The 21339-nt window shown below is 65.1% G+C and carries 25 protein-coding genes; 11 read left to right on the forward strand and 14 right to left on the reverse strand.

What is annotated here, in order from left to right; all coding sequences use genetic code 11:
• Positions 1–69 precede the first annotated feature (69 nt).
• From sctU to E8D38_RS23160, 3 genes are all read right to left on the reverse strand, one after another.
• Complete coding sequence (gene sctU / locus E8D38_RS23150; protein ID WP_140636100.1) at positions 70–1140, reverse strand: type III secretion system export apparatus subunit SctU; 1071 nt, start codon at positions 1138–1140, stop codon at positions 70–72.
• A 136-nt stretch (positions 1141–1276) separates the two neighbouring features.
• The gene (locus tag E8D38_RS23155) at positions 1277–1900 is read right to left on the reverse strand and encodes a GNAT family N-acetyltransferase (RefSeq protein ID WP_140636101.1); all 624 of its coding nucleotides are present in this window, start codon (positions 1898–1900) and stop codon (positions 1277–1279) included.
• A gap of 120 nt (positions 1901–2020) precedes the next feature.
• A complete protein-coding gene (locus tag E8D38_RS23160) occupies positions 2021–2383 on the reverse strand; it encodes a GFA family protein (protein ID WP_140636103.1) in 363 nt (120 codons plus the stop codon).
• Between the two features lie 233 nt (positions 2384–2616).
• On the opposite strand from E8D38_RS23160, the gene E8D38_RS23165 reads away from it, so the two are divergent.
• Positions 2617–2886, forward strand: coding sequence for a hypothetical protein (locus E8D38_RS23165; RefSeq protein WP_140636105.1), 270 nt, complete (start codon positions 2617–2619; stop codon positions 2884–2886).
• On the opposite strand, the gene E8D38_RS23170 is transcribed toward E8D38_RS23165, so the two are convergent.
• Positions 2875–3663 (reverse strand): MBL fold metallo-hydrolase, encoded by a 789-nt coding sequence (locus tag E8D38_RS23170; protein WP_140636107.1) that lies wholly within the window; start codon positions 3661–3663, stop codon positions 2875–2877. The genes E8D38_RS23165 and E8D38_RS23170 overlap by 12 nt on opposite strands.
• 137 nt (positions 3664–3800) lie before the next feature.
• Here E8D38_RS23170 and E8D38_RS23175 point away from each other — a divergent pair, with 137 nt between their 5' ends.
• Positions 3801–4772 carry a GlxA family transcriptional regulator gene (locus E8D38_RS23175; RefSeq protein WP_181179377.1) on the forward strand — a complete coding sequence of 324 codons (972 nt, stop codon included), beginning with the start codon at positions 3801–3803 and terminating at the stop codon, positions 4770–4772.
• A 396-nt stretch (positions 4773–5168) separates the two neighbouring features.
• Here the strand turns inward: E8D38_RS23175 and E8D38_RS23180 are convergent, their stop codons facing one another.
• Entirely contained in the window at positions 5169–5693 is a 525-nt protein-coding gene (locus E8D38_RS23180; RefSeq protein ID WP_246099620.1) for a GNAT family N-acetyltransferase, read from the reverse strand.
• A 1668-nt stretch (positions 5694–7361) separates the two neighbouring features.
• On the reverse strand, positions 7362–7820 hold the full coding sequence (locus E8D38_RS23185) for a GNAT family N-acetyltransferase (RefSeq protein WP_140636112.1): 459 nt from the start codon (positions 7818–7820) through the stop codon (positions 7362–7364).
• A gap of 141 nt (positions 7821–7961) precedes the next feature.
• Between E8D38_RS23185 and E8D38_RS23190 the strand changes: the two genes are divergently transcribed.
• The 3 genes from E8D38_RS23190 to E8D38_RS23200 are packed head-to-tail and all read left to right on the forward strand — an operon-like array spanning position 7962 to position 8867.
• Entirely contained in the window at positions 7962–8270 is a 309-nt protein-coding gene (locus E8D38_RS23190) for a hypothetical protein (protein WP_140636114.1), read from the forward strand.
• A gap of 31 nt (positions 8271–8301) precedes the next feature.
• Positions 8302–8553, forward strand: coding sequence for a type II toxin-antitoxin system ParD family antitoxin (locus E8D38_RS23195; RefSeq protein ID WP_140636116.1), 252 nt, complete (start codon positions 8302–8304; stop codon positions 8551–8553).
• Positions 8550–8867 carry a type II toxin-antitoxin system RelE/ParE family toxin gene (locus E8D38_RS23200; RefSeq protein WP_246099621.1) on the forward strand — a complete coding sequence of 106 codons (318 nt, stop codon included), beginning with the start codon at positions 8550–8552 and terminating at the stop codon, positions 8865–8867. The genes E8D38_RS23195 and E8D38_RS23200 overlap by 4 nt, the downstream gene beginning before the upstream one ends.
• 261 nt (positions 8868–9128) lie before the next feature.
• Here E8D38_RS23200 and E8D38_RS23205 read toward each other — a convergent pair whose 3' ends face one another.
• Positions 9129–9707, reverse strand: coding sequence for an energy transducer TonB (locus E8D38_RS23205; RefSeq protein ID WP_140636118.1), 579 nt, complete (start codon positions 9705–9707; stop codon positions 9129–9131).
• 211 nt (positions 9708–9918) lie between these two features.
• Entirely contained in the window at positions 9919–10323 is a 405-nt protein-coding gene (locus E8D38_RS23210; protein WP_140636120.1) for a hypothetical protein, read from the reverse strand.
• Between E8D38_RS23210 and E8D38_RS23215 the strand changes: the two genes are divergently transcribed.
• Complete coding sequence (locus tag E8D38_RS23215) at positions 10286–10876, forward strand: hypothetical protein (protein WP_140636123.1); 591 nt, start codon at positions 10286–10288, stop codon at positions 10874–10876. The two genes, E8D38_RS23210 and E8D38_RS23215, sit on opposite strands and share 38 nt — an antisense overlap.
• 56 nt (positions 10877–10932) lie before the next feature.
• Here E8D38_RS23215 and E8D38_RS23220 read toward each other — a convergent pair whose 3' ends face one another.
• Positions 10933–11622, reverse strand: a complete 690-nt coding sequence (locus E8D38_RS23220) for an NUDIX hydrolase (protein WP_140636125.1) — start codon at positions 11620–11622, stop codon at positions 10933–10935.
• A gap of 127 nt (positions 11623–11749) precedes the next feature.
• Between E8D38_RS23220 and E8D38_RS23225 the strand changes: the two genes are divergently transcribed.
• From E8D38_RS23225 to E8D38_RS23240, 4 genes are read left to right on the forward strand one after another with little or no spacing between them, the layout of a single operon-like run.
• Positions 11750–12610 carry a cysteine hydrolase family protein gene (locus E8D38_RS23225; RefSeq protein WP_140636127.1) on the forward strand — a complete coding sequence of 287 codons (861 nt, stop codon included), beginning with the start codon at positions 11750–11752 and terminating at the stop codon, positions 12608–12610.
• An 11-nt stretch (positions 12611–12621) separates the two neighbouring features.
• Positions 12622–13809, forward strand: a complete 1188-nt coding sequence (pncB, locus tag E8D38_RS23230) for a nicotinate phosphoribosyltransferase (protein WP_140636129.1) — start codon at positions 12622–12624, stop codon at positions 13807–13809.
• A gap of 10 nt (positions 13810–13819) precedes the next feature.
• On the forward strand, positions 13820–15520 hold the full coding sequence (locus tag E8D38_RS23235; RefSeq protein ID WP_140636131.1) for an NAD+ synthase: 1701 nt from the start codon (positions 13820–13822) through the stop codon (positions 15518–15520).
• A 5-nt stretch (positions 15521–15525) separates the two neighbouring features.
• Complete coding sequence (locus E8D38_RS23240) at positions 15526–16575, forward strand: bifunctional nicotinamide-nucleotide adenylyltransferase/Nudix hydroxylase (RefSeq protein ID WP_140636133.1); 1050 nt, start codon at positions 15526–15528, stop codon at positions 16573–16575.
• A gap of 3 nt (positions 16576–16578) precedes the next feature.
• Here the strand turns inward: E8D38_RS23240 and E8D38_RS23245 are convergent, their stop codons facing one another.
• The 5 genes from E8D38_RS23245 to E8D38_RS23265 form a co-directional block, all read right to left on the reverse strand.
• The gene (locus E8D38_RS23245) at positions 16579–17145 is read right to left on the reverse strand and encodes a riboflavin biosynthesis intermediates N-glycosidase (protein WP_140636135.1); all 567 of its coding nucleotides are present in this window, start codon (positions 17143–17145) and stop codon (positions 16579–16581) included.
• A gap of 83 nt (positions 17146–17228) precedes the next feature.
• The gene (locus tag E8D38_RS23250; RefSeq protein ID WP_140636138.1) at positions 17229–17831 is read right to left on the reverse strand and encodes an HAD family hydrolase; all 603 of its coding nucleotides are present in this window, start codon (positions 17829–17831) and stop codon (positions 17229–17231) included.
• Between the two features lie 5 nt (positions 17832–17836).
• Entirely contained in the window at positions 17837–18388 is a 552-nt protein-coding gene (locus E8D38_RS23255) for an RNA 2'-phosphotransferase (RefSeq protein ID WP_140636140.1), read from the reverse strand.
• A 31-nt stretch (positions 18389–18419) separates the two neighbouring features.
• A complete protein-coding gene (locus tag E8D38_RS23260; RefSeq protein WP_140636142.1) occupies positions 18420–19349 on the reverse strand; it encodes a diacylglycerol kinase catalytic domain-containing protein in 930 nt (309 codons plus the stop codon).
• Positions 19346–20383, reverse strand: coding sequence for an SPFH domain-containing protein (locus E8D38_RS23265; protein WP_140636144.1), 1038 nt, complete (start codon positions 20381–20383; stop codon positions 19346–19348). Before E8D38_RS23265 ends, E8D38_RS23260 begins: the two co-directional genes overlap by 4 nt.
• Before the next feature lie 90 nt (positions 20384–20473).
• Between E8D38_RS23265 and E8D38_RS23270 the strand changes: the two genes are divergently transcribed.
• Positions 20474–21208, forward strand: a complete 735-nt coding sequence (locus E8D38_RS23270) for an NUDIX hydrolase (protein ID WP_140636146.1) — start codon at positions 20474–20476, stop codon at positions 21206–21208.
• The last annotated feature ends 131 nt before the right edge of the window (positions 21209–21339 follow it).

The raw sequence follows: 21339 nt of genomic DNA on the forward strand, positions 1-21339 counted from the left end.
GCGCCTCAACGTGCGGCCTGCTTCACGGAACTCCGGCCGGCGCCTCACCAGCCGAGCCGGGCCGGCCTCTCAATGGCCCGCCTCCTTGCCCGCAGGTGCCAGCGTCTTCAGGTACCCCACCCAGCGCAGGACCGCGGCCACCGCCTCGAAGAGTTCTTCAGGCACGGGGTCGTCGAGATTGAGCTTGTGCAGCGCGCGCGCCAGCGGCGGGTTGCCCACGATGGGCACGCCTGACTTTTCGGCGATGGCACGGATGCGCATCGCCTCCGCATCCATGCCTTTGGCCACGATGATCGGCAGCGGCGTCTCGCCCGGCTCGTATCGCAGCGCCACCGCGTAGTGCGTGGGGTTGGTGACCACGACCGAGGCACCGGGCACGCGTTTCTCGGGTGGCGAGGTCGCCATCTCCTGCGCGATCTGCTTGCGCTGGCCCTTGAGCTGCGGATCGCCTTCGCTTTCCTTGTGTTCGCGCTTGACCTCGTCCTTCGACATCTTCTGGTCGCGCTTGAACAGCCACAACTGCAGGCCGAAGTCCACGGGTCCCACGACGACGAAGACCAGGCAGCCGGCAGCCAGCAGCTTGATCATGGACTTCCAGCCCAGCACACCCACGCCGGCAGGGTCGAAGTAGGTGGCGCCGACCAGCAGCGGCACCATGCCCTTGATCAGCACCCACAGAACGGCACCGAGCGCGATGGCCTTGACGACCATCTTCAGGAAGTCGATGAGCGAGCGCACCGAGAACAGCTTCTTCAAGCCCTCGGCCGGGTTGAGCTTGTCGAACTTGGGACTGATGGGGTCGAACGAAAGGTTGAAGCCCACCTGGCCGAACGAAGCGACGATGCCCAGCACGACCGAGGCGGCGACGAAGGGCAGCACGGTCATGATGCCGGTCTTCAGCGTCTCGACCATCAAGGCCATCAGTTCCTGGTTGCTCTTGGCCACGAGCCCCTGGTTCAGCGCGCGCAGCATCAGCTCCGACAACCGGTCGAACATCGACTCGGCCATCACGATGAGCGCGATGAGCAGCCCGACCAGGCCCACTGCGGCGTTGACGTCCTGGCTCTTGGGGCTCTGGCCCTTCTTGCGTGCGTCGTCGAGCTTCTTCTGTGTTGGCTCTTCGGTCTTTTCGCCGGACATCTGGGCCGCCTCGATTCGGATTCGGAAACAGCAGCGCGTGCGCTGCGACGCTCCAATCTAGGCAGAGGCGGCATGGGGGCGCGAAGGCGGCGCGAAGCGATGCGACGGCAGGCGAAATGCCGGCCGCGGCATCACGTCATGCCGGCGCGCTGCCGGAGGCGTCGAGCACGCGGCCGAAGATCAGCATGTCGCGGCTTCGTGCATCCGCCCACACGGCACCCGGCAGCGAGCCCCAGGGGCTGAAACCGTGCGCACGGAACAGGCCCACGCTGGCCGCGTTGTCGTGCCAGATGAAGGCCATGAGGCGGTCGATGTGCCAGCGCGGGGCTTCGCGGAGCGCATGGCCGAGCAGGGTGCGGCCCACGCCGCGGCCTTGCCATGCTCGGGCGATGTAGATCGCCACTTCTGCCGCATAGGTGCAGGCCGGCCGGTCACCAAAGCCCAGCAGGCTCAGCCAGCCGACCGGCTCGCCGCCGGCATGCGCCACCCACAGCGGCCGCCCGCTGCTGCGGTGCGCGGCCATCCACCCGCACAGGCCTTCGTCGGGCAACGGCAGCAGCCGACTGATGGCCAGAAGCCGCCCGCCGAGGCGCGCCTGCGGGTCGTCCGGCTGCGTTGGCAACGGCGGCAGTGACTCGTTGTAGATGCGGGTGACCGCGGCCACATCGGCCGCAATGGCAGGCCGCACCGCGAGCGCGGCCATGCCGGGCATGGGTTGCAAGGCCGCTGCGGCGGTGCGTGCGGACGGCGTGGCGAGCATGCAGAACTCCTGCGGCAGGCGCTGTGTTGATGTCGGCGCAATTTACGAGCACCGCATCGGCCGCGCGGACCTTCTGGCGAAGCAACACCTCGCCGCACGAACTGGCGACACCGCAGCAGCTCAGTCGTCGATGAACTTCCAGGTGTCGGCCCCATCGAAGCGGCGCACCCGGACCGCGGCGATCAGCGCAGGGTCGAAGTTGCCGAGGTTGACGCCGTGCTTGCAGCCGGGCGTGGGCTGCAGGGGCTCCCAGTGCGTGACGCATCCGCAGGTCTTGCAGTGCACGGTGCGCAGGGTCCTGTCTCCCCAGACGTACCCGGCGGTCGCCTCCGGATCAGCCTTGATCTCCACGGTGCCGAACTCGAAGTAGACCCACGGCCCTCCGATGCGACGGCACAAAGAGCAGTTGCAGGCGGTGGCGACCTCGGGCGTGGATGGCAGCTTCATCCGGACCGCGCCGCAGTGGCATGAGCCTTCGTGCATTTGCGTTCTCCCATCTGGCGGAGTGCGAATGATGCGACTCCGGCCGAAGCGATTCAAGGCGCTCGCGATTCAAGCCGGCCCATCGGGGCCCGACGACTCGGCCTTGCAGCTCGGCCACGAGGACCCCGCTTAGCGGGTCTGCGAGCAACCCGGCCAAGCGCGATCGCACCTGCTCCACCAGCACCTCGCATCCCAGGTGCGGCAAGAGTGCAGCGATCGCCTCTGCATCTGCAGTGACTGCCGTACGGCTCAGCTGTGTCACCGACAAGGAGGGCCGGGAATCCCTGGTGGTGGTGGCCAAGGGCAGCTACGGCATCCCGGCACGCCCGTCCGAACCACCCCGCCTGATCGACAGCAGCTTCCATTCCGCCACGGGCGAGTTCCAGCCACTGAATGCCGCGGCAGTGCTGGAACGCTATGCGGAGGATCACCCCGATCCCGGCTTCGCGCCCGGTGCGCGCTACTTCTTCGGCAAGCGCGCGGAGTGGGCATCAATGCACTGAGCCATCCGCAGGTGCTTCGTCGCACCGGCAGGTCGCCACGGCGTGGTACATGCGTCCGGGGCGTTGACGGCCGAGCCAGCCGGCATGGCGCTGCACTTCGCCGGCGGGCAGCGGCCCGCCGTGCCCCAGGTGGAACGTGTGCATGCCATCGGCCACAAGTCGCTGCAGCTGCTGCGCGACCGCTTTTGGATCGTCCTCGAAGGGCGGGCGCCTGGCATGCTGCGTGCGCACCAGCCCGCCCAGCAACACGCCGGAGGCCAGCAGATCGCCCACCATGGCATGGCCGCTGTCGAGTTCCACGGACATCGAGCCGGCGGTGTGTCCGGGCGTGGAACGTGCGCGCCCGGCGACGCCATAGGGCGAGAGGTCGAGCACCTGCCCGTCGGTCAGGAGGATGTCGGGCGTGAAGGGCTCGTAGGGCCGCACGATGACTCCGGTGCGAAAGAACATCCGGCTGACCCAGCCGGTGGCGCAGAAGGTCATCGGCTTGCGCTGCTGGTAGTACGGCAGGTCGCCTTCGTGGGCCACGATGGGTGCGCCCGACAGCTGGCGCAGTCGCGCGGCGGAACCGGCATGGTCCATGTGCGCATGGGTCACGATGATGAGGCGGACGTCATCGAGGCTGCGGCCCAGCCCCTTCAGCGCCTGCTCGATCTTGCGGTGTGAGCCCGGCACCCCGGTGTCTACCAGCACGCAACCTTGGTCGCCAACGACCAGGTGGGAGTTCACGACGCCCAAGGGAACGATCGGGATGCGGACGATGCGGGGCTGATGCATGGCGGTGCGTTGGGTCGGCCTGGTTGCGATGGCGGCATTGTGTGGATCGCCGGTGTAGCCGCGTGATGGCGGTATGGCCATGTTTGACGGCGATATCGCCAACGGCCCGATGCGAAGTCCACGTACCATGCCGCCCCATGAAGACCCTGCGCATCGCCTTGCTCGCCTTTCGGGGCTGCATGGCCACACAGCTGTTCGGCGTTGCGGACGTGCTGCGCATCGCCAGCCAGATCGATGCCTACCGGCATGGCGGTCCGCGAGTGCATTTCGACGTGCACATGGTGGCTACCGCCGGCGCCGCAGTCGCGGTGTCGGCCGGCGTACTGCTGCCCGCGAAGCGCCCGCGCGGCCGCTACGACCTGCTCATCGTGCCGGGGCTGCTGGCCGAACGCGGCAACCGATGGGATGCGACGCTCGCGCCGCTGGGGCCGGAGCTGGCATTCATCGCCAGGGCCTTTGCGCGAGGCACGCAGGTGGCATCGGTGTGCGTGGGTGCCTTCCTGCTGGCCGAAGCGGGGCTTCTGGACGACCGACAGGTCACGACGTCCTGGCTCTTCGCCAGCGAGTTCGCCGCGCGCTACCCCGCCGCACACATGAAGGCGGAGGCGATGCTTCTGGAAGACGGCGGGGTCATCACCACCGCGGCCGTGACCTCCGCCTTCGACCTGGCACTGCATCTGGTGAAGCGACACCTCGGTGCAGCCGTTGCCGCGGCCACGGCTGCGGCCGCCTTGTTGTCCACGACCCGCACCAGCCAGGCCCCCTATGTGGATCACCAGATCGCTGCGGCGCCGCTGCCCACCTTCTCCGGCCGCCTGCGCGACTGGTTCGAATCGCGCCTGTCCGAGCCCTACGACCTGCAGCGCGTGGCCCGCGCCTTCCACGTGAGCCCGCGCACGCTGATGCGCCGGGTGAAGGCGGAGACCGGCCACTCGCCACTTGCGATGCTGCAGCACGCGCGGGTGGACAGGGCCAGGCACTTGCTGGCAAGCACGCGGTGGAGCGTGGCTCGCATCACCGAGGAAGTGGGCTACGCCGACGCGGCCACGTTCGCCCGGCTGTTCGCCCGGCGCGTCGGCGAGCCGCCGTCTGCCTTCCGCAGGCGATAGGAAGCGACTCGAGGGTCGCGGGCGGTGGCAGCTGCAACGCTGCACATACATGGCGAACACCACAAGCACAGCCGCGGCAAGCTCGCCCAGACGGGGCTGCCGGCGTCAGACGTCGCCGCGACAGTGGTTCGCTTGGTTTTTCCACAGCCTGCCAGGCCTCATCCGCTGGTCGCGACCACGAAATGTGGCGATGAACGCGCTCAGCGCGGAGCGGGCAGTTCGAATTTCGCCCAACTCGCACTTCGCGTGGCCACACTTCACGCAGCGGTACGCCTTGGTCGGACTGCGGCGATCGGCTTCCTGCTGAAGCAGCGCGCCGACCGTCGCATAGTGCCCGGGATTGACCCTGGCCAAGCGAAGGTGCTCTGCCAACTCGCGGTGCGTAAGCGCTTCGGGTTAGGCGGCCAGCGTTTTGAACATGACATAGGCATCGACATAGCCATGAACTCGGTGTTGAAACGCGCCGGGTAGGGTGCCTACGATGGAAAAACCGTGCTTTCGCCAGAGGCTGACCGCGACTTCGTTAGTGGAGACAACGAAGTTGAACTGCATTGCCTTGAACCCAAGCCTCAGGGCTTCGGCTTGGGAGTGCGAGCACATTGCCGAAGCTATGCCTTGGCCTCGTGCTTGAGGTGCGACGACGTAGCCACAGTTGCTGACATGAGAGCCAAGGCCTGGTTGATTTGGTTGGAGTTTGTAGGTTCCAACGATTCTGCCGTCAGCCGCCGTGGCGACATATGTGGCGGTTGGTACTTCAACCCACACTCTGTGAATCTCTGCCTCTGTGCTCTCGGGCGCAAACGCGTATGTGTCGCCAGCAGCGAATGTGAAATGAAGAAGCGGCCACAGCTGCGACCAGTCTTCGGGCTTGTAGCTACGGATGTTTGCCATGCTGAACACGGCCGCCTGACCGTTCGACATGAGCGGACCGCAACGGCGCGCTCGGTATGGCCGAAGCGCGCAACTGCGCCTCGCCGCTGTGGGTCCGCTCCATGGAGGGGTCAGGTTGCGCCATGCACTTCACATGTGCTGCTAGAGCGACTTCCGTTCGATTCGACTCTCTGCGACAACTGCCACTGAAAGGGCCTTCCACAACTTGCCCTGAACAAACAGAAGCACCAGCAACAGAAGGAGTCCGGGGACGACGAAACCGGGATACCTGGAGAAGGACACGACGACTCCAAGCATTGCCAATGCAACCAATGCCCGCAAGGTTTGAATCTTCGTGCTTCTCTTCATTGCCTGAAGCTACCTAACGTTTGAAATCAACGGGCGCCGGAGGTGCTCCGCTGGAATGATGGGTTAGACCTTGGCTTGAATCCCTGGCTCGATCCTTTGCTCTATGCACTTTGACCACTATCGCAGCCAATGCGACAACAAGGATCGGGCCTACAGCCAAGAGCGCCGCTAGCTTCGGTGGACGACCAGTCTCGGACTGGATGACCAACCACTCCGCCGGCGCACCGCTAGTGACGGCCGCGAAGAACAGACCAAGAGCTAAACCTGGAACGGCCGCCGCGAGAGCGAGAAGGAGCCAGCGAAACAATACTTTGCGCTGCATGAGCCGGTTGGGCACCGCCCTACGAGCCTTGCGAGGTTTGGGGTTCTTCATCAAAAGAATGCTCTCGAAATGGATAGACGGTAACTCGGATATCTGCCCCGAGGGCAGCGATCCTGCCCAACTGCGAGGAACTGAGGATCGTTTTGAATGGGTTGGCCTCTAGTCCTCCGTCAAACCCGTAGTCGAAAACACGAGACATGCAGCCCCTCCACAAAGAGAGGAGTTCTGGGGGAAGCGTCGCCACGAGACGCAAGAAGTGCTCTGTGCACGCCGAAGGATCCTGGCTTAGCGCGCTGGCAATCACCGGTTCAATGGACAAGCGAAAGCCGTCATCGCAGTTGCCGCAGTAGAGGACAAACACTTGACCGCTCAGGTGTTCAGCCAGCGGAGCTAAGTCGCGATCCGACTCAAGCTCCAAGTCGAGGTTCAGAAAGCTCGCGGGAGACTCTGTGTGCGGCATGAGGCGCCTAACTTTTGACATGAGAGGCATGCGTAGGTGGGCGAAGAGCGCCGGAGCATGTTCGCTCGATGGAGGGGTTAGGGTTCACGGCGTCGCGAGACCTTGAAGGTGAGCCAGCAAAACCAAATGCCTAGAAGCCCGCCAGTGCAAGCCAAGAAGGACACCAAGAGACTCGCTCGCAAGAGCATGAACAAGTTGAGTCCGACATAGGCGAAGAGCAGTACGCCGACGACTAGCGATAAGGCAAGGCCAAGGCGAGCCGAGAAAGCGCGGCCGGTAAACAACCCAAACGACAGTGAAAGGCAGGCTGCGCAGAAGGCGACGAACGGAACTGCCACGAGGGCAACCGTAGCGTCTCGTTGAAGCTCACCTGCCACTCGTGCAAGGTCTTGCGCGAGCAACACGGAAGTGACAGCGCCAAACAGCAGCCAGACCGAGGCAACAAACTTTGCACGTACTTCCATTTGGTGGGCCTTAACGTTCGGCATGAGCAGACCGCAACGGCGCGCTCGGCGTGTCCAACGCGCGCAGATGCGCCCCGCCGTTGTGGGTCCGTTCGATGGAGGGGCTAGAGCACATTCTTGCCCACGCGAACGTAGTAGTTGTCGAACTCGCCCTGCTCTACCTGGACGAACCCGTGCCGCGCATAGAAGCGGTTCGACTCACTGCCGCGCAACGCACCGACACGCACCTGGAGACCCGCCGCATCGGCCTCGGCGAACACCTGCGCAAGCACGGCCGTACCAACACCCTTGTTCTGATAGAAAGGGTGAACGTACAAGTGATCGAGCAACAAGCCCTGACTGTGTGGCTTGACCACGACGAAGCCAATGCGCTCGCCGTTGAATTCGATATGGCGAGTGTGTTCGGGGGAGAAGGCTGAAAGGAAGCGCTCTCGCGCACGCACCGGATCAAAACGGCCAATGCGCTCCAAGCTCTCCCGCATGGACTCGACCCTCAGTTCGGCCAATGCGTGGCCATCGGAGGCACTCGCCGCACAGAACGTGATGGGGTGTACTGCTGGCATGCCGATGCTCTCTAGACAAGATGGCTTGAATTTTTCTTGAGGAGGCCCGCCTCCAGGACGATCGTGGGTTGCGCACCGAGGGTGCGCCGAGCCACAAGGCGGTCCGCCTGGGCGGCCGCATGTTTGTCAAGGAGACGGGCCATGAGTCAATCTACCGCTGCGTACGTCGGTCTGGACGTTCACAAGGACAGCATCGACATCGCCTTGGCCGAAGCCGCACGAGAGGTCGAGGTGCGGCACTTGGCCACCGTTGCAGGGGGCATCGAGCCGGTGACCAAGGCGCTGCGACGCCTGGTCAGCGCCGGGCATCGCCTGCACATCGTCTACGAGGCCGGGCCTTGCGGCTTCGTCTTGCAACGCCACCTGCATGCCCTGGGCTGGCACTGTGACGTGGTGGCGCCTTCGTCGATCCCGCGGCCATGCCCGCAGGCAGCTGGGGCATCAACTTGACAACTATTGATAGCCAGCCGATCATTTCGCCATGAGTACCAACACCATGAGCTTTGCCCTGCCCGAAGCCATGCGCGACTACGTCGACCAGCGCGTGCGCTCGGGTCAGTACGGCAACACCAGCGAGTACCTGCGTGAGCTGATCCGGCGTGACCAGGAAGAGCAGGCCAAGAAGCGCCTGCGTGAACTGATCGAGGAAGGCCTGAACTCCGGTCCAGCCCAAGCGCTCACGCCCCAACGCGCCGCCCAGCTGAAGAAGCTCGCCCTGGGCAAGCGGCGTTGAAGCGCGCGCACCTGCGCCCACGAGCCGAAGCCGACCTGGTGGAGGCCGCAAGGCACTACGCGACCGAAGGCAGCGTCAAGCTGGCCGAACGCATGTTCGAGGCCGCCATTGCGGCGCTCGAGCCGATCGAGCGCATGCCGGGCATGGGATCACCCCGCCTAGGGGAACTGTGCGAGATCCCCGGCCTGCGCTCCTGGCGCGTCACCGACTTCCCCATGCAGTGGCTGTACTTCGAGGCCGAAGACCACCTTGACGTCGTCCGCCTGCTCGGTGACAGACAAGACATCATCGCCATCCTCACCGCGGACGACTGAGTGCCGAGCCGGCCGCAACGCCCCAAAGCCTTCAGCAACGAAACATCGCTCGTTGAACTCCATGACTTTGGGTCGATAGTGACGTTTCGGTTCGCAACGCGCACCTGAACTCACCGCGCCTTGAGCCGCTCGTACGCCTCCACCAGTCGACCTAAGCCCGCAGCGTCGCCATGCGCTCCGGCGTGAGCCGGTGCATTGCCTGCAAGATGAATCGCAACTCCGGCACGCTGAACGTTTCAGCGGCAACGGGCTTTGGAACGACTACGGGGCAATTCTCACGGGCACCACATACGTACGACCAGGAACTGCATCGGGCGGTTCTAGTGCACTGACGAGCTTGGTGACCTCTCGCAGTACGCGGGCGTCAAGCTCGTCATCTCCACTTTCCTCTTCCACCGAAACGGACGCAACGCGCCCCTCTTTGAGTTGGATCGCCACGGCCATCGTCCTCGGCCCCGCAACGACGAACTTCCGATTCGACAACCCCTGGACCGCTTTCGCGAGACGTTTCTCGAACGAAGACCACTCGGCCCAGGCAAGCGGCACATGAGCGGTTGCCAAGCGCTTCTCGCCATACGCGACGACGAACGGTGAAACCAGCGTGACGCCGCCGTCTTGTTGGAGCTTCTTGGGAACCGGAGGAAACGGCGCGCTCCGGCGCACGGCTTCCAGTGCCACCTCATCACAGGCTTGGCAGCCTGACGATCGCAACACGGACAGTGTCTGCAGTTCGCCCTGATGGTTCAGTTGCCCTTGCAGGACCGGCGCAAGGTCCGGCAGGGGCACCTCGAGATCGGCCTCGAACCAACCAGCCCATGCAAACACATGTTTGGACCACACACGGAAGTAGTCCTCACGGCCGGTGAGCTGTGGTGCTCAGTGATCCATCGTGCCCCTGGCGGCGTGGTGAACTCCAGTCCCATCCGGTCGCCTCCCGGCAGCCTCCCAGTCGCGGTCACTGGGGACCACGGTCCCGGAGGACTCGTGGCCTGTGCGGAGGATGGCTGACTCAATGCAAGGGCCAGCGTGCAGCACAGGATGGGCAACGGTCTCATTGATCGGACTCCTGCGCGAGCAACTGCGCCATTCGCGCGCGAACGTCCTCCACGGGCTCTGCGCCATGCGCGCGAGACAGCGGCGCCACCGCACCTTCGGGCCATTGGTGGCGCCCCCAGGAACCCAGGGTCTTGAGCGCCATGTTGCGGTTCCGGACAACCGGGCTGCTGAGTCCCGCCTCGACGAGGGACCACCCCTTGCCGGGAAACGCGCCAAGGTCCTGAAGAATGAAATCCAGCGCCGAGTGCTGCCGATACGCTGGCCCAAGCCCCATTTCATCAGCGGCCCCAGTTGCAATCGAGCTCAGGTCAATCTGCTTCAGTGCCAGCTCGATGACGCGATCAACCCGTGCCGGATCGGACGTGCGCATCAAAGTCGTGCCACTGATCTCCTCGGCCATCACGCTGCCGTTCGAAGCGCCTTTCCCAGATGTCCAGGTGGGCGCACATACCAACACCATGAACTCGGTCACACGATATGACCTGACGTTCGAGTATCAATACAAGGAGGGCTGGCTTCTTGCCACCACCGTACTGGAACGACGGGACGGCAAGGTCACCGTGCAAGGCATCCACTTCTCACCACGCACCCAGTCCCTCGAATCAGAAAACGCGTTTGCGCCCGCCGAGAAGGGGGCGCTGCACTACGTGGTCCTCGCTTTCGCAGTCACCATCCCGGCATTCATCATCTACGCATTCGTTGCCTGTATGCGCACGCGCATGCCCCGGCGCAAATGGCTCTGGCTGGTGTTCATCGCCGTCGGACTGGTGCAGTTCCGGTTCAACTGGACCACGGGCGCGTGGGGTGTCCAACCGCTCGCCTTCTCGTTGTTGGGGGCAGGCTTTTCGAAGGCGGGCCCCGTGGGGCCGTACCTCTTCACACTGGCCTTCCCATTGGGTGCGCTGCTGTTCCTGAAGAAGCGCGATTCGTTCGCCAGGCCAGCTGGCGCCTGAGTGATGGGGTGCGCCAACGCCAGCCAGGTCACGCAAGCCACGCCGGCCGGGCCGCCTCAGCTGCGCGGGTTCAGCCCGCGATCCACTACGGACAGGGATCTGCGGTATTCCTTGCGCAAGCGATACAGCTGCGCTGGCCGGTGAGCGCCACCCGACTCCATGGCACCTTCGATGGGCTCCAGCATGGCCAGCTCCTCGAGCTTGCGCCGGAAGCTCACCTTGTTGATCGGCTCGCCGAGCACGGCCTCGTAGACCGCCTGCAACTGCGGCAACGTGAAGCGCTCGCCACACAGGTACACCGGCAACGACGAGTACTGGCTCTTGGTGCGCACGCGCCCCACGGCGCTGTCGACGATGCTCTTGTGGTCGAACGGGAGGCTGGGCAGCCGCTCGACAGGACGCATCACGATCTGAGGGCGGTCAGTGGGCAGTATCGAAACCGGTACCAGCGCATAGTAGGCAATCGACACCGACCAGCCGCGCGGATCGCGCCCTGGGCCCGCAAACGTGGCGAGCTGTTCCAGGTAGGGTGCGGTGATGCCGGTCTTCTCTCGCAGCACCCGCGCGGCGGCATCCCACGCGCTCTGGTCCTCCTGCTGGTGGATGTAGCCTCCCGGCAGCGCCAGGGCGCCGTTGAACGGCTCGCGGTCGCGCTTGAGCAGGACCACATGCAACGCCCCTTCATGCAAAGTCAGGAGCACCACGTCGACCGTGCAAATGATGGACTCGTGCCTGGCCTTTTGCATGCCTAATATCTTACGACAACCATGAAACTAAGTGGCGAAGCATCAATCAAGTACTTCCACCCCAGTGTTAGTTGCTATATGCATCTAACTGTCGTACAGTAAACACACTCACACGAGGAGGACGGAAATGAGCAACAAGATCCAGCTTCTGGTGATCGACCCGCAGAACGACTTCTGCGACCTGCCCGAAGCGTATCGCCCGATCGATCCGATGTCGGGACAGCCCGTCGCGCCCGCGCTGCCGGTGGCCGGTGCCCATGCCGACATGGTGCGGCTGGCGGACTTCATCCGCGATGCGGCGCCTGTGCTGAGCGGCATCGCGATCACGCTGGATTCACACCAGCGGCTCGACATCGCTCACCCGACCTTCTGGCAGCAGGCCGACGGTACGGCGGTGTCGCCCTTCACTCCCATCACTGCGGCGCAAGTGCGAGCCGGAGAATTCCGGCCCCGGGATGCCGCGGCCCTGCCGCGCACGCTGGCCTACCTCGACGAACTCGAGGCGCGCGGCCGCTACACGCTGATGGTGTGGCCGGTGCACTGCGAGATCGGCAGCTGGGGCCACAACGTGCACGCCGACGTACGCGCGGCCTACAACACATGGGAAGAGCAGACGCTGCGTGTGGTGCGCAAGATCACCAAGGGCGAAAACCCGTGGACCGAACACTACAGTGCCATGCAGGCCGAGGTACCGGATCCCGGCGATGCCGACACACAGCTCAACCAGGGGCTGATCGACGAGCTTGATCGCGCGGACACCTTGCTGATCGCAGGCGAGGCCAGCAGCCACTGCGTGCGGGCCACCACCGAACACATCGTCGCCAACCTGCGCAGCGGCCGCACCGGCAAGATCGTGCTGTTGACCGACTGCATGAGCCCGGTGGGCGGGTTCGACGCGCAACAGCGTGAGTTCCTGGCTGACATGTCGGCCAAGGGTGTGCGACTGGCCTCCAGCCGCGAGATGTTGGCCGAACTGCGCAGCCGCTGAAGGAAACCTTGATGACTCCCGTGATCGACAGCCTGCTGGAAACCGACCTCTACAAGTTCACGATGTGGCAAGCGATGCTGCATCGTCATCCGCAGACGCAGGCCGAATACACCTTCGTCTGCCGCAACACCCCCGCCTACCCGCTGGCCGAGTTGCTCGACGACATCAACAACGAACTCGACCACCTGTGCTCGCTCAGCTTTGCGGCCGACGAACTGGCCTACCTGCGTGGGCTGCGTTTCATCAAGTCGGACTTCGTCGACTTCCTGCGCATCTTCCGCTTCCAGCGCGACTTCATCTCGGTGCAGGCCGACGGCCCGACGCTGAAGATCGTGGCACGCGGTCCGCAGGTGCATGTGATGGCATTCGAGATCTTCGTACTGGCGATCGTCAACGAGCTCTACTTCCGGCGTTTCGACCGGGTGGCGGCCATGGCCGAGGGCCGGCGGCGCCTGGCAGCCAAGATCACACAGCTCAAGTCTTTCGGCAACGAGCCCGCGCTGGCCTTCCCGTTCGAGTTTTTCGACTTCGGTGTGCGCCGTCGTTTTGCCGGGGACTGGCAACGCGAGGTGGTGCGCACGCTCAAGGCCGAGGTGCCACAGTTCTTCAAGGGCACATCCAACGTGCTGCTGGCGCGTGACCTGGACCTGGTGCCGATCGGCACCATGGCCCACGAGTATTTGCAGACCTACCAGGCGCTTGGTGTGCGCCTGCGCGACCACCAGAAGGCGGCCCTGGAGGACTGGGTCCAGGAGTACCGCGGCGACCTCGGCGTGGCGCTGACCGACGTGGTCGGCATGGACGCGTTCCTGGCCGACTTCGACCTCTACTTCGCGAAGCTGTTCGACGGCCTGCGCCACGACTCCGGCGACCCGGTGGTGTGGGGCGAGAAAGCGCTGGCCCACTACGCGAAGCTGCGCATCGATGCACGCACCAAGCGCCTGGTGTTTTCTGACGGGCTCGACATCGAGCGGGCGATCGAGCTGTACCGCCACTTCGCGAACCGCACGCAGCTGGGTTTCGGCATCGGCACGAACCTCAGCAACGACGTCGGCCTGACGCCGCTGAACATCGTCATGAAGCTGACGCGCTGCAACGACCAGCCAGTGGCCAAGCTGTCCGACAGCCCGGGCAAGACACTGTGCGACGACCAGACCTTCCTGGCCTACCTGCGCCAGGTGTTCAACGTCGCTGCCTGAGGAACTGACCATGCTCAAGCTCACGCTCGCGCAGCTCAACGTGACGGTCGGCGACATCGAAGGCAATGTGACGAAGATGATCGCCGCCGCACAGAAGGCCCGCGAAGACGGTTCGCAGCTGGTGGTGTTCCCGGAGCTGTCGCTCACGGGCTACTACCCGGGCGACCTGCTGGAGGATCCCAGCTTCCTGGCGCGTGTCGATGAGGGCCTGGCCGCGCTGCAGCAGGCGTCGCGCCAGTTGCGCGACCTGTTCTGGGTGGTCGGCGCACCGGTGCACCGCGACGGACCGGGCAAGCGGCTGCACAACGCGCTGCTCGTGCTCAAGGCCGGCGAGGTGGTGCTGCGTTATGCCAAGCAGCTGCTGCCGACCTACAACATCTTCGATGAACGACGCCACTTCGAGCCCGGACCGGACCAGGCGCGTGTGCTGCGCATCGGCGACTGCGGCGTCGGTTTCCTGATCTGCGAGGACGGCTGGAACGACGAAGGCCTCGACTACGCGATCAACCCGTTCGAGCGCCTGCGCGATGCAGCGCCCGACCTGGTGGTGTCGATCAACGCCAGTCCGTCGAACATCGGCAAACGCGAGCAGCGGCACCAGATCTTCGGTGCGGCCAGCCGGCGGCACAGCCTGCCCATCCTCTACGTGAACCAGATCGGCGGCCACGACCAGCTGGTCTACGACGGTGCGTCGTTCGCGGTGCAGCCGGAAGCAGGAGTCGTGTTCGAGGCGCAGCGCTTCAGCGAGGACGTGACGACCTTGCGGTTCGAGGACGGCCGTTTTGCGAGTGCCGGCGGCGATGAACTGCCGAAGGTCTCGCCCGCCGGGCTGCCGACGATGGAGTTCTATCGTCAGCAGATCATCCTCGGGCTGCAGGACTATGCACGACGCTGTGGTTTCCGCCGTGTCGTTGTGGGTTCATCGGGCGGCATCGACAGCGCGCTGACGCTGGCGCTGGCGGTGCAGGCGCTGGGTTCCGACAACGTCACCGCGATCACGATGCCGTCGAAGTTCTCTTCGGCCGGCTCGGTGGATGACTCGGCCACCTTATGCGACAACCTCGGCATCGAGCTGCTGCACCACCCGATCGCCGACCTGGTGGCCGGCTATGCACGGCAGTTCGAATCCAGCTTCGCATCGCCGCTGCAAGGGCTCGCGCTGGAAAACCTGCAGGCACGCATCCGCGGCACGGTGCTGATGGAGTACTCGAACAGCTTCGGCCACCTGCTGCTGACCACCGGCAACAAGTCGGAGATCTCGGTCGGCTACTGCACGCTGTACGGCGACACCAACGGCGGCCTCGGGCTGATCGGCGACCTGTACAAGACCGAGGTGTTTGCGCTGTCGCGGCACCTCAACGAACAGGCCGGCCGTGAACTGATCCCGGTCGCCATCATCGACAAGCCACCGTCCGCGGAACTGGCGCCTGGCCAGCAGGACACCGACAGCCTGCCGCCGTACCCGGTGCTCGACGAGGTGCTCAAGCTGCAGATCGAAGGGACACGGCTGGCCCGCTGGGAACACGAGCAGGCCAGCGCCTTCATGGCGTCGCTGACCGCCACCGACGACGGCCGTGCATTGGTGACACGGGTGCGGCAGATGATCGGGCGCAACGAATACAAACGCCGCCAGGCGCCGCCTATCCTCCGTGTGCGGGCACTGGCTTTCGGTACCGGCCGGCAGATGCCGATCGCCGCCAAACACTTGTGAACAAGATGACCCACGACATTGCCGTCTACATCGGGCGCTTCCAGCCCTTTCACCTGGGGCATGCGGCGTTGCTGCAGCAGGCGCTGAGGCTGGCGCCGCGTTGTGCGGTGGTGATCGGCTCGGCCCACCAGGCCCGCACGCCGAAGAATCCCTTCACCTGGCAGGAACGGGCGGAGATGATCCGGCTCGGCGTGCCCGAGGCGGACCGGGCCCGACTGCACTTCGTGCCGGTGCGTGACTACTACGACGAGGCACGCTGGACCGCGGCAGTACGCGACGGTGTGACGGCGCACGTCGACGCCGCAGCCGGCCGTTCGGCATCAGTGGCACTGGTTGGCCATTTCAAGGACGCCACCAGTGACTACCTGCGGGCCTTCCCCGGCTGGGCGTTGGTCGAGGCACAACGTTGCCATCTGGTCGATGCCTCGTCGCTGCGCGACGCCTATTTCGCGTGCGCCGGCGGCAACCTCGACGCAACGCTGGCCGCCCTGGTCGGGCAGGCGCCACAGAGCACGCTGGACTTCCTGCGCGCGTGGAGTGCGCTGCCGCAGTTTGCCGCCATCGCGCAGGAATGGGGCATGTTGCGCAGCTACCGCGAGGCCTGGGCGTGTGCGCCCTACCCGCCGGTGTTCGTCACGGTCGACGCCGTGGTGCGTTGTGCCGGCCACGTGCTGCTGGTGCGCCGCGGGCAGGCGCCGGGCAAGGGCCTGTATGCCGTGCCTGGCGGATTCATCGAGCAGCGCGAGACGGCCTACCAGTCGGCCGTACGCGAACTGCGCGAGGAGACCGCGCTTGGATTGCTGGAGATGTCGCTGCGCCAGCAGCTGAAAGCCGCGGCGGTGTTCGACCATCCGGACCGCAGCCAGCGCGGCCGGACGATCACACATGCCCACTACTTCGATCTCGGCGAACGACCATTGCCGGAGGTGCGCGCCGGAGACGATGCCGCTGCCGCCGAGTGGGTGCCGATCTCCGAGTTGCCGGGGCTGGAGGATCGGTTCCTCGACGATCACTTCCACATGCTCGACCACTTCCTGGGACTCACGCCGGCATGACGTTCACGCGGCGGCCAGTCGGTCCCGTGCTTCCATCAAGGCAAAGCCGAGCAGGTTGAGACCGGGCCAACGCTCTGGCCTCGACGCGTCGTCGTGATCGGCGGCGAGGCCGATGCCCCAGATGCTGTCGACCGGACTGGCCTCGACCAGCACCTGCTGGCCCGTCTGCACGATGAACTCACGCAACGCGCCGTTCTGGCCGAACTTCGCCAGGTTGGCCGCAACCACGATGTTGAAGCGTTCGCGCAGCCAGGACTCCTCGTCGAAGCCGGCGATCTGGCGGCCCAGCTTCTTGGCTTCCGCCGGCGAGCCGGCAGCAAGCACACGCTCGCGGACGGTCAGGTCATCGAACAGGCGCGCCTTCTCGGCCATCATGTAGTGCTCCGCGGTCCGGTAGTGTGTGCCGTCCAGCTCAAACGGCGCCTCGTACCACTGGCTGAAGCAGCTCTTGCCAATGCTGCCGTCCTTCGGCGGCTGGTGTCCCCAGAAGAACAGGAACTTCGGCTCGTGCCCTTCGGCCACAAGGGCCAGCAGGGCTTGGACGTCTCTTGGCTTGGCGGTGGAGTTCATCGCCATCTCCTTCATCATCATTTCGTCCTGGATCGGCCCGCTCGATCGGCGTCAGCAGCCGTGTCGACTCGCGTTGTCAAAGCTCATCGACTGGACAGCCACCAGGCCGCGAAGTCGGCCAGATCGATGTGTTGTGAATGCACCGAGGCCAGCGCGACGCCAACATTGGGCGTGCCGTTGGGCGAACGCTGCACCAGCGCTGCATGGATCGATGCCGGGAGACCGGCCATGTATGGCAGGAAGTCGTCGACGAACGCGCAGGCCTGCAACTCGATCAGCGCATCGGCCTTGGGGCTGCGCCCGTCGGCCGCGTCACCGGTGGCGATCACCCGTTCGATCGGGAAACCCAGCGCCCGCAGGTTGCGCAGGCGGGCTTTCGCATACTGGACTTCGACGGCCGACACACAGACGAGCTCGTAGCCGGCATCGTGCAATGCATGGCACGCCGGCAACGCTGTCTCGATGGCCGGCACGTTGCTCCAGAAGGTTTCGTCAAAACACTCGACCAGCTGCTGCAGGCGTGGGCCGTCGAGGCGCTCGACGGCCCAGCGGTCCATCGCCCAGTAGGCCAGCGGGTCGCGTTCTTGTGGCCGAACGCCAAAGGCCCGCTCCCACGCGCCGGCGTAGGCCAGGTTGTAGTCGAGCAGGACACCGTCGGCGTCGAGGGCGATGATGGACTTGCGCATGGGTCTCAGGTTCGCAGCTTGAGGTAACGCGGTGGCACCGAGTCGGTCAGCCAGACGCCGTTGTCGGACCGGAAGAACACGTGGCCGTCAGCCACCATCTGCGCAGCAACGATGTCGAGCAGCACCACGGCGCCATACCGCTGTCCCACCGAGCGGGCGATGTCCAGGTCGGTGGTCAGGTGCACATGATGCCGCTCGCGCTTGTCCAGGCCACCGGCCAGGATCGACGCCAGGAAGCGACTGGCAGTGCCATGGTGCAGCACGTCGGGCGGCTGCACGGGCGCCAGGCCGAGGTCGACCTCGACCGAATGGCCCTGGTTGGCCCGGATGCGTGTGCCGTCGTCGCTGAATGCGAAACGCTTCTTGTCGCTGGTGTCAACGACTGTCTGCAGCTGTTCACGAGACAGCGACTGGCCAACCGCGGCGAGTTTGTCGAGCAGGTCCTGGACCGGGGTCCAGCCGGCTGCGTCCAGCGTCAGCCCGATACGCTGCGGCTCGTGTCGCAACACGAGGCTCAGGAACTTGCTGGTCGACTTGAGGTTGTGGGGGGGTGTCATGTTGTTGTCTTTCATTGTTGTTGTAGTCTGCTCAGACCATGAGTTGCCCACGAGTGGCCGATACCGAGATCTTCGCCTCCATGCCGGCGGTGAAGCGCAGGTAGTCGGCTTCCATGCCGTCAGAAAAGATCACGCCGTTGTCCGGCATGCGCGAACGCAGCAGCAGCGGTTGCTGCTCGGTCACGGCGCCGTAGACGAGCTCGGTACGTGAGGCCCTCGACGGGAAGGGCTCGCGCACCGCAAAGGTGAGCTGCGCGCTGTCCCACGCCTGCGGCTGGTAGTCCACTTCGTGCCCGCCCTTCAGTGCCTGCGCGATGCCCAGCGAACCGGTCACCACGCTCTTGAGCCAGGCGGTGGAACCGAGCCCGGTGGAGACGATCACGCCAGACGAGGACTGGAACTCGCGGCGCGAACCCAGCTCGATCTCGTACAGCGCCGAGCTGTGCGAACGCGGCCCGATGAACAGGTCGTTGACCGCACGCAGCCGCTGGCCGTCCGACAGCCGTGCCTCGGCCATCGTCACCGTCTGGGCCGGCCGCTGGTCCGCGGCGATGTCGGTCAACACGGCCAGCAGGTCCTTCGGCTCGAACGGTAGCAACACACCGTCCCAGCGGCTGGGTTCCGGGTTCAGCCCGACCAGCGGCTGGCCCTCTAGGTACTTCATCGTGTTGGCCACCAGACCGTCCTGTCCGAGCGCGACCACGATGTCGTCGGGCGCGAATACGAAGTTCGGCAGGAAGCTGCGCTCGACCAGCTGATAGCGCCCCCAGGCCTGCAGCGTGCTCACCGTGACGTCGAGGCTCTGCGCGTAGGCAGCGTTCTCCTTCACGTAATCCGAGAAGTCGGCCCCCAGGTGTTCGATGTAGAAGCGCGCCTGCCCCAGCGTGTGGTGCCGGGCCACCAGCTCCTCGAGCCGGGTGCGCCGGGTCACCAGCACCACCTTGCGGTCACCGGTACTCACGCAGCCGCCTTGGCCGGGCGGGCCGGCCCGGCCAGCAGTGTCTGCAGCAACTCGGGCGACATGTTGAACTGGCCGATCCGTTCGGCCTTCTCGGCGATGCCGCCGAAGGCCTGCGCGATCAGCTGCCCCGGTTGCATGCCCGAGGCCGCCAGCGCCTGCACGGTGCGCGGGTCGGCGTTCTCGAGAGCCTGCATCACGGCGGCCACTCGGTGTGCTTCGGCTTCCGCGAGCGTGCGGCTGTTGCTGGCCTGCTCTGCGACCAGGTCCTTGCGGCGCGACTCGAGCGCCACGTCGGCAGCCATCTGCTCGTCGCGCAGTTCGTTTTCCTTGCGCATCACTGCCGCCTTGGCCTCCATCTGTGTCTCCCGGACCTGGCGCTTCTTCTGCTCGACAGCGATCTCCGTGTCGAGTTCGTTCTGACGGATCGCGCGTTCGTTCTGCACTGCGGACATACGGCGTGAGTAGACCGCGTCGTCGGCAGCCTTCAGGTTCGATTCGCGTGCTTCTGCTTCGAGTGCACGGGCGATGTCAGGGGTGGGTTTCACCGCGATGATGGACACGCCGAGGATCTCGAGGCCCAGGGCCTGGATCTCCGGCTGGGATGCCAGCTCCTTCTGGGCGCTGCGGGCGATGAGGGCCGGCGCGCGCAGGGCCTGCTTCAACTCAAGCGCCTGCACGGCCTGCTGCACGATCACCTCGACCTGCATCGCGACGCGGTCGCCCAGGCGGGTCGGATCTTCCGACACGTAGGCTCTGCCGTCCTTGCCAAGCGAGAAGTCCATCAGCGCTGCGGTTCGCTTGGGGTCGCCGATGCGGTACGTGACCTGGCCCTGCACGGTCACGCTCTGGAAGTCGGCGGTGGTCAGCTCCAGGATGAAGGGCCGGTCCTGGCTGGCCACCGGCACCGCCACCAGCGTGCTGGTCGGCGCGAAGTAGTAGAAGGACTGCCCAGCGCCTTCGCGCACCAGTCGCCCTCCACGGAACTGCATCAGGTGCACGGTGGGCTGGGACTTGATGAAACGGATGCCGAACATGGATTCCTCCTTCTTATAAGTTGCACAGCACAACTATTAGAAGTTGCACAATACAACTCAGAGGCGAAGAACGCAATCCCCGGAGCGCACATGGCCAGCAAGACACAACCTCGTCGGACCCCCAAGGTCACGTTTCCGTTGCCATTCACGACGGTCGACGTGGTCATCTTCACGGTGCTGGATGAGGCGCTGCAGGTGCTGCTGGTGCAGCGGCCGGGCACAAGTGACGACCCTTGCCCCGGAGCGTGGGCACTGCCCGGCGGATTTGTCGACGTGGGCCGGGACCGGGATCTCGAGGCCTGTGCGCGTCGAAAGTTGTTCGAGAAGACCGGCGTGGTGAGTCCCTACTTGGAACAACTCGGTAGCTGGGGCGGTGCCGAGCGCGACCCCCGGGGCTGGTCGGCGACGCATGTGTACTTCGCGCTGATTCCGGGCCAGGGCCTGCCCCTGGCGAAGGGCGCCAACGCGACGGAAGTGGGCTGGTTCGACGTGGATGCCGTGCTGCGCCGGCAGAAGCTGGCCTTCGATCACGGTGTCATCCTGAAGGCGGCGGTCGAGCGACTACGCAGCAAGGTGGAGTACACGTCACTGCCTGCCTTCCTGCTGGACGAGCCGTTCACGCTGCCGCAGCTGCAGAAGATGTACGAGGTGGTGCTGGACCGCCCAGTCGACAAGAGCGGTTTCCGCACGCGCATGCTGTCGGCCGACTTCCTCGAGGAGACTGGCTACGTGGCCGGCGATTCGAACCGGCCGGCGATGGGCTATCAGCTGCGAGACCGCAGCGGGCCGGTGGTGTTTCCGAGGACGTTCAGTCCGAGGCAGTGAAGCGGCTCAACACCTCTAGCACGTGCAGGCCTGCGGAAACGGTATTGAACCAGTAGCTTGCAGGCGCTCGGAGGTCTGTGTGCAGCGATTGCAGTCCTACATACACCGCGCCGCATGGCAACGCGATCAAT

The organism is Methylibium rhizosphaerae, from assembly GCF_006386545.1.
GTDB classification, from domain to species: domain Bacteria; phylum Pseudomonadota; class Gammaproteobacteria; order Burkholderiales; family Burkholderiaceae_C; genus Pseudorivibacter; species Pseudorivibacter rhizosphaerae.

Excerpts from the sequence above, each read along its gene's own strand:
- E8D38_RS23210 (WP_140636120.1), bottom strand. The coding sequence starts at position 10,323 with ATGGCCGAGGAGATCAGTGGCACGACTTTGATGCGCACGTCCGATCCG.
- E8D38_RS23235 (WP_140636131.1), top strand. The coding sequence starts at position 13,820 with ATGCTCAAGCTCACGCTCGCGCAGCTCAACGTGACGGTCGGCGACATC.
- pncB (WP_140636129.1), top strand. The coding sequence starts at position 12,622 with ATGACTCCCGTGATCGACAGCCTGCTGGAAACCGACCTCTACAAGTTC.
- E8D38_RS23195 (WP_140636116.1), top strand. The coding sequence starts at position 8,302 with ATGAGTACCAACACCATGAGCTTTGCCCTGCCCGAAGCCATGCGCGAC.
- E8D38_RS23180 (WP_246099620.1), bottom strand. The coding sequence starts at position 5,693 with ATGTCGAACGGTCAGGCGGCCGTGTTCAGCATGGCAAACATCCGTAGC.
- E8D38_RS23270 (WP_140636146.1), top strand. The coding sequence starts at position 20,474 with ATGGCCAGCAAGACACAACCTCGTCGGACCCCCAAGGTCACGTTTCCG.
- E8D38_RS23265 (WP_140636144.1), bottom strand. The coding sequence starts at position 20,383 with ATGTTCGGCATCCGTTTCATCAAGTCCCAGCCCACCGTGCACCTGATG.
- E8D38_RS23155 (WP_140636101.1), bottom strand. The coding sequence starts at position 1,900 with ATGCTCGCCACGCCGTCCGCACGCACCGCCGCAGCGGCCTTGCAACCC.
- sctU (WP_140636100.1), bottom strand. The coding sequence starts at position 1,140 with ATGTCCGGCGAAAAGACCGAAGAGCCAACACAGAAGAAGCTCGACGAC.
- E8D38_RS23225 (WP_140636127.1), top strand. The coding sequence starts at position 11,750 with ATGAGCAACAAGATCCAGCTTCTGGTGATCGACCCGCAGAACGACTTC.
- E8D38_RS23160 (WP_140636103.1), bottom strand. The coding sequence starts at position 2,383 with ATGCACGAAGGCTCATGCCACTGCGGCGCGGTCCGGATGAAGCTGCCA.
- E8D38_RS23185 (WP_140636112.1), bottom strand. The coding sequence starts at position 7,820 with ATGCCAGCAGTACACCCCATCACGTTCTGTGCGGCGAGTGCCTCCGAT.
- E8D38_RS23245 (WP_140636135.1), bottom strand. The coding sequence starts at position 17,145 with ATGAACTCCACCGCCAAGCCAAGAGACGTCCAAGCCCTGCTGGCCCTT.
- E8D38_RS23240 (WP_140636133.1), top strand. The coding sequence starts at position 15,526 with ATGACCCACGACATTGCCGTCTACATCGGGCGCTTCCAGCCCTTTCAC.
- E8D38_RS23220 (WP_140636125.1), bottom strand. The coding sequence starts at position 11,622 with ATGCAAAAGGCCAGGCACGAGTCCATCATTTGCACGGTCGACGTGGTG.
- E8D38_RS23250 (WP_140636138.1), bottom strand. The coding sequence starts at position 17,831 with ATGCGCAAGTCCATCATCGCCCTCGACGCCGACGGTGTCCTGCTCGAC.
- E8D38_RS23175 (WP_181179377.1), top strand. The coding sequence starts at position 3,801 with ATGAAGACCCTGCGCATCGCCTTGCTCGCCTTTCGGGGCTGCATGGCC.
- E8D38_RS23255 (WP_140636140.1), bottom strand. The coding sequence starts at position 18,388 with ATGACACCCCCCCACAACCTCAAGTCGACCAGCAAGTTCCTGAGCCTC.
- E8D38_RS23170 (WP_140636107.1), bottom strand. The coding sequence starts at position 3,663 with ATGCATCAGCCCCGCATCGTCCGCATCCCGATCGTTCCCTTGGGCGTC.
- E8D38_RS23190 (WP_140636114.1), top strand. The coding sequence starts at position 7,962 with ATGAGTCAATCTACCGCTGCGTACGTCGGTCTGGACGTTCACAAGGAC.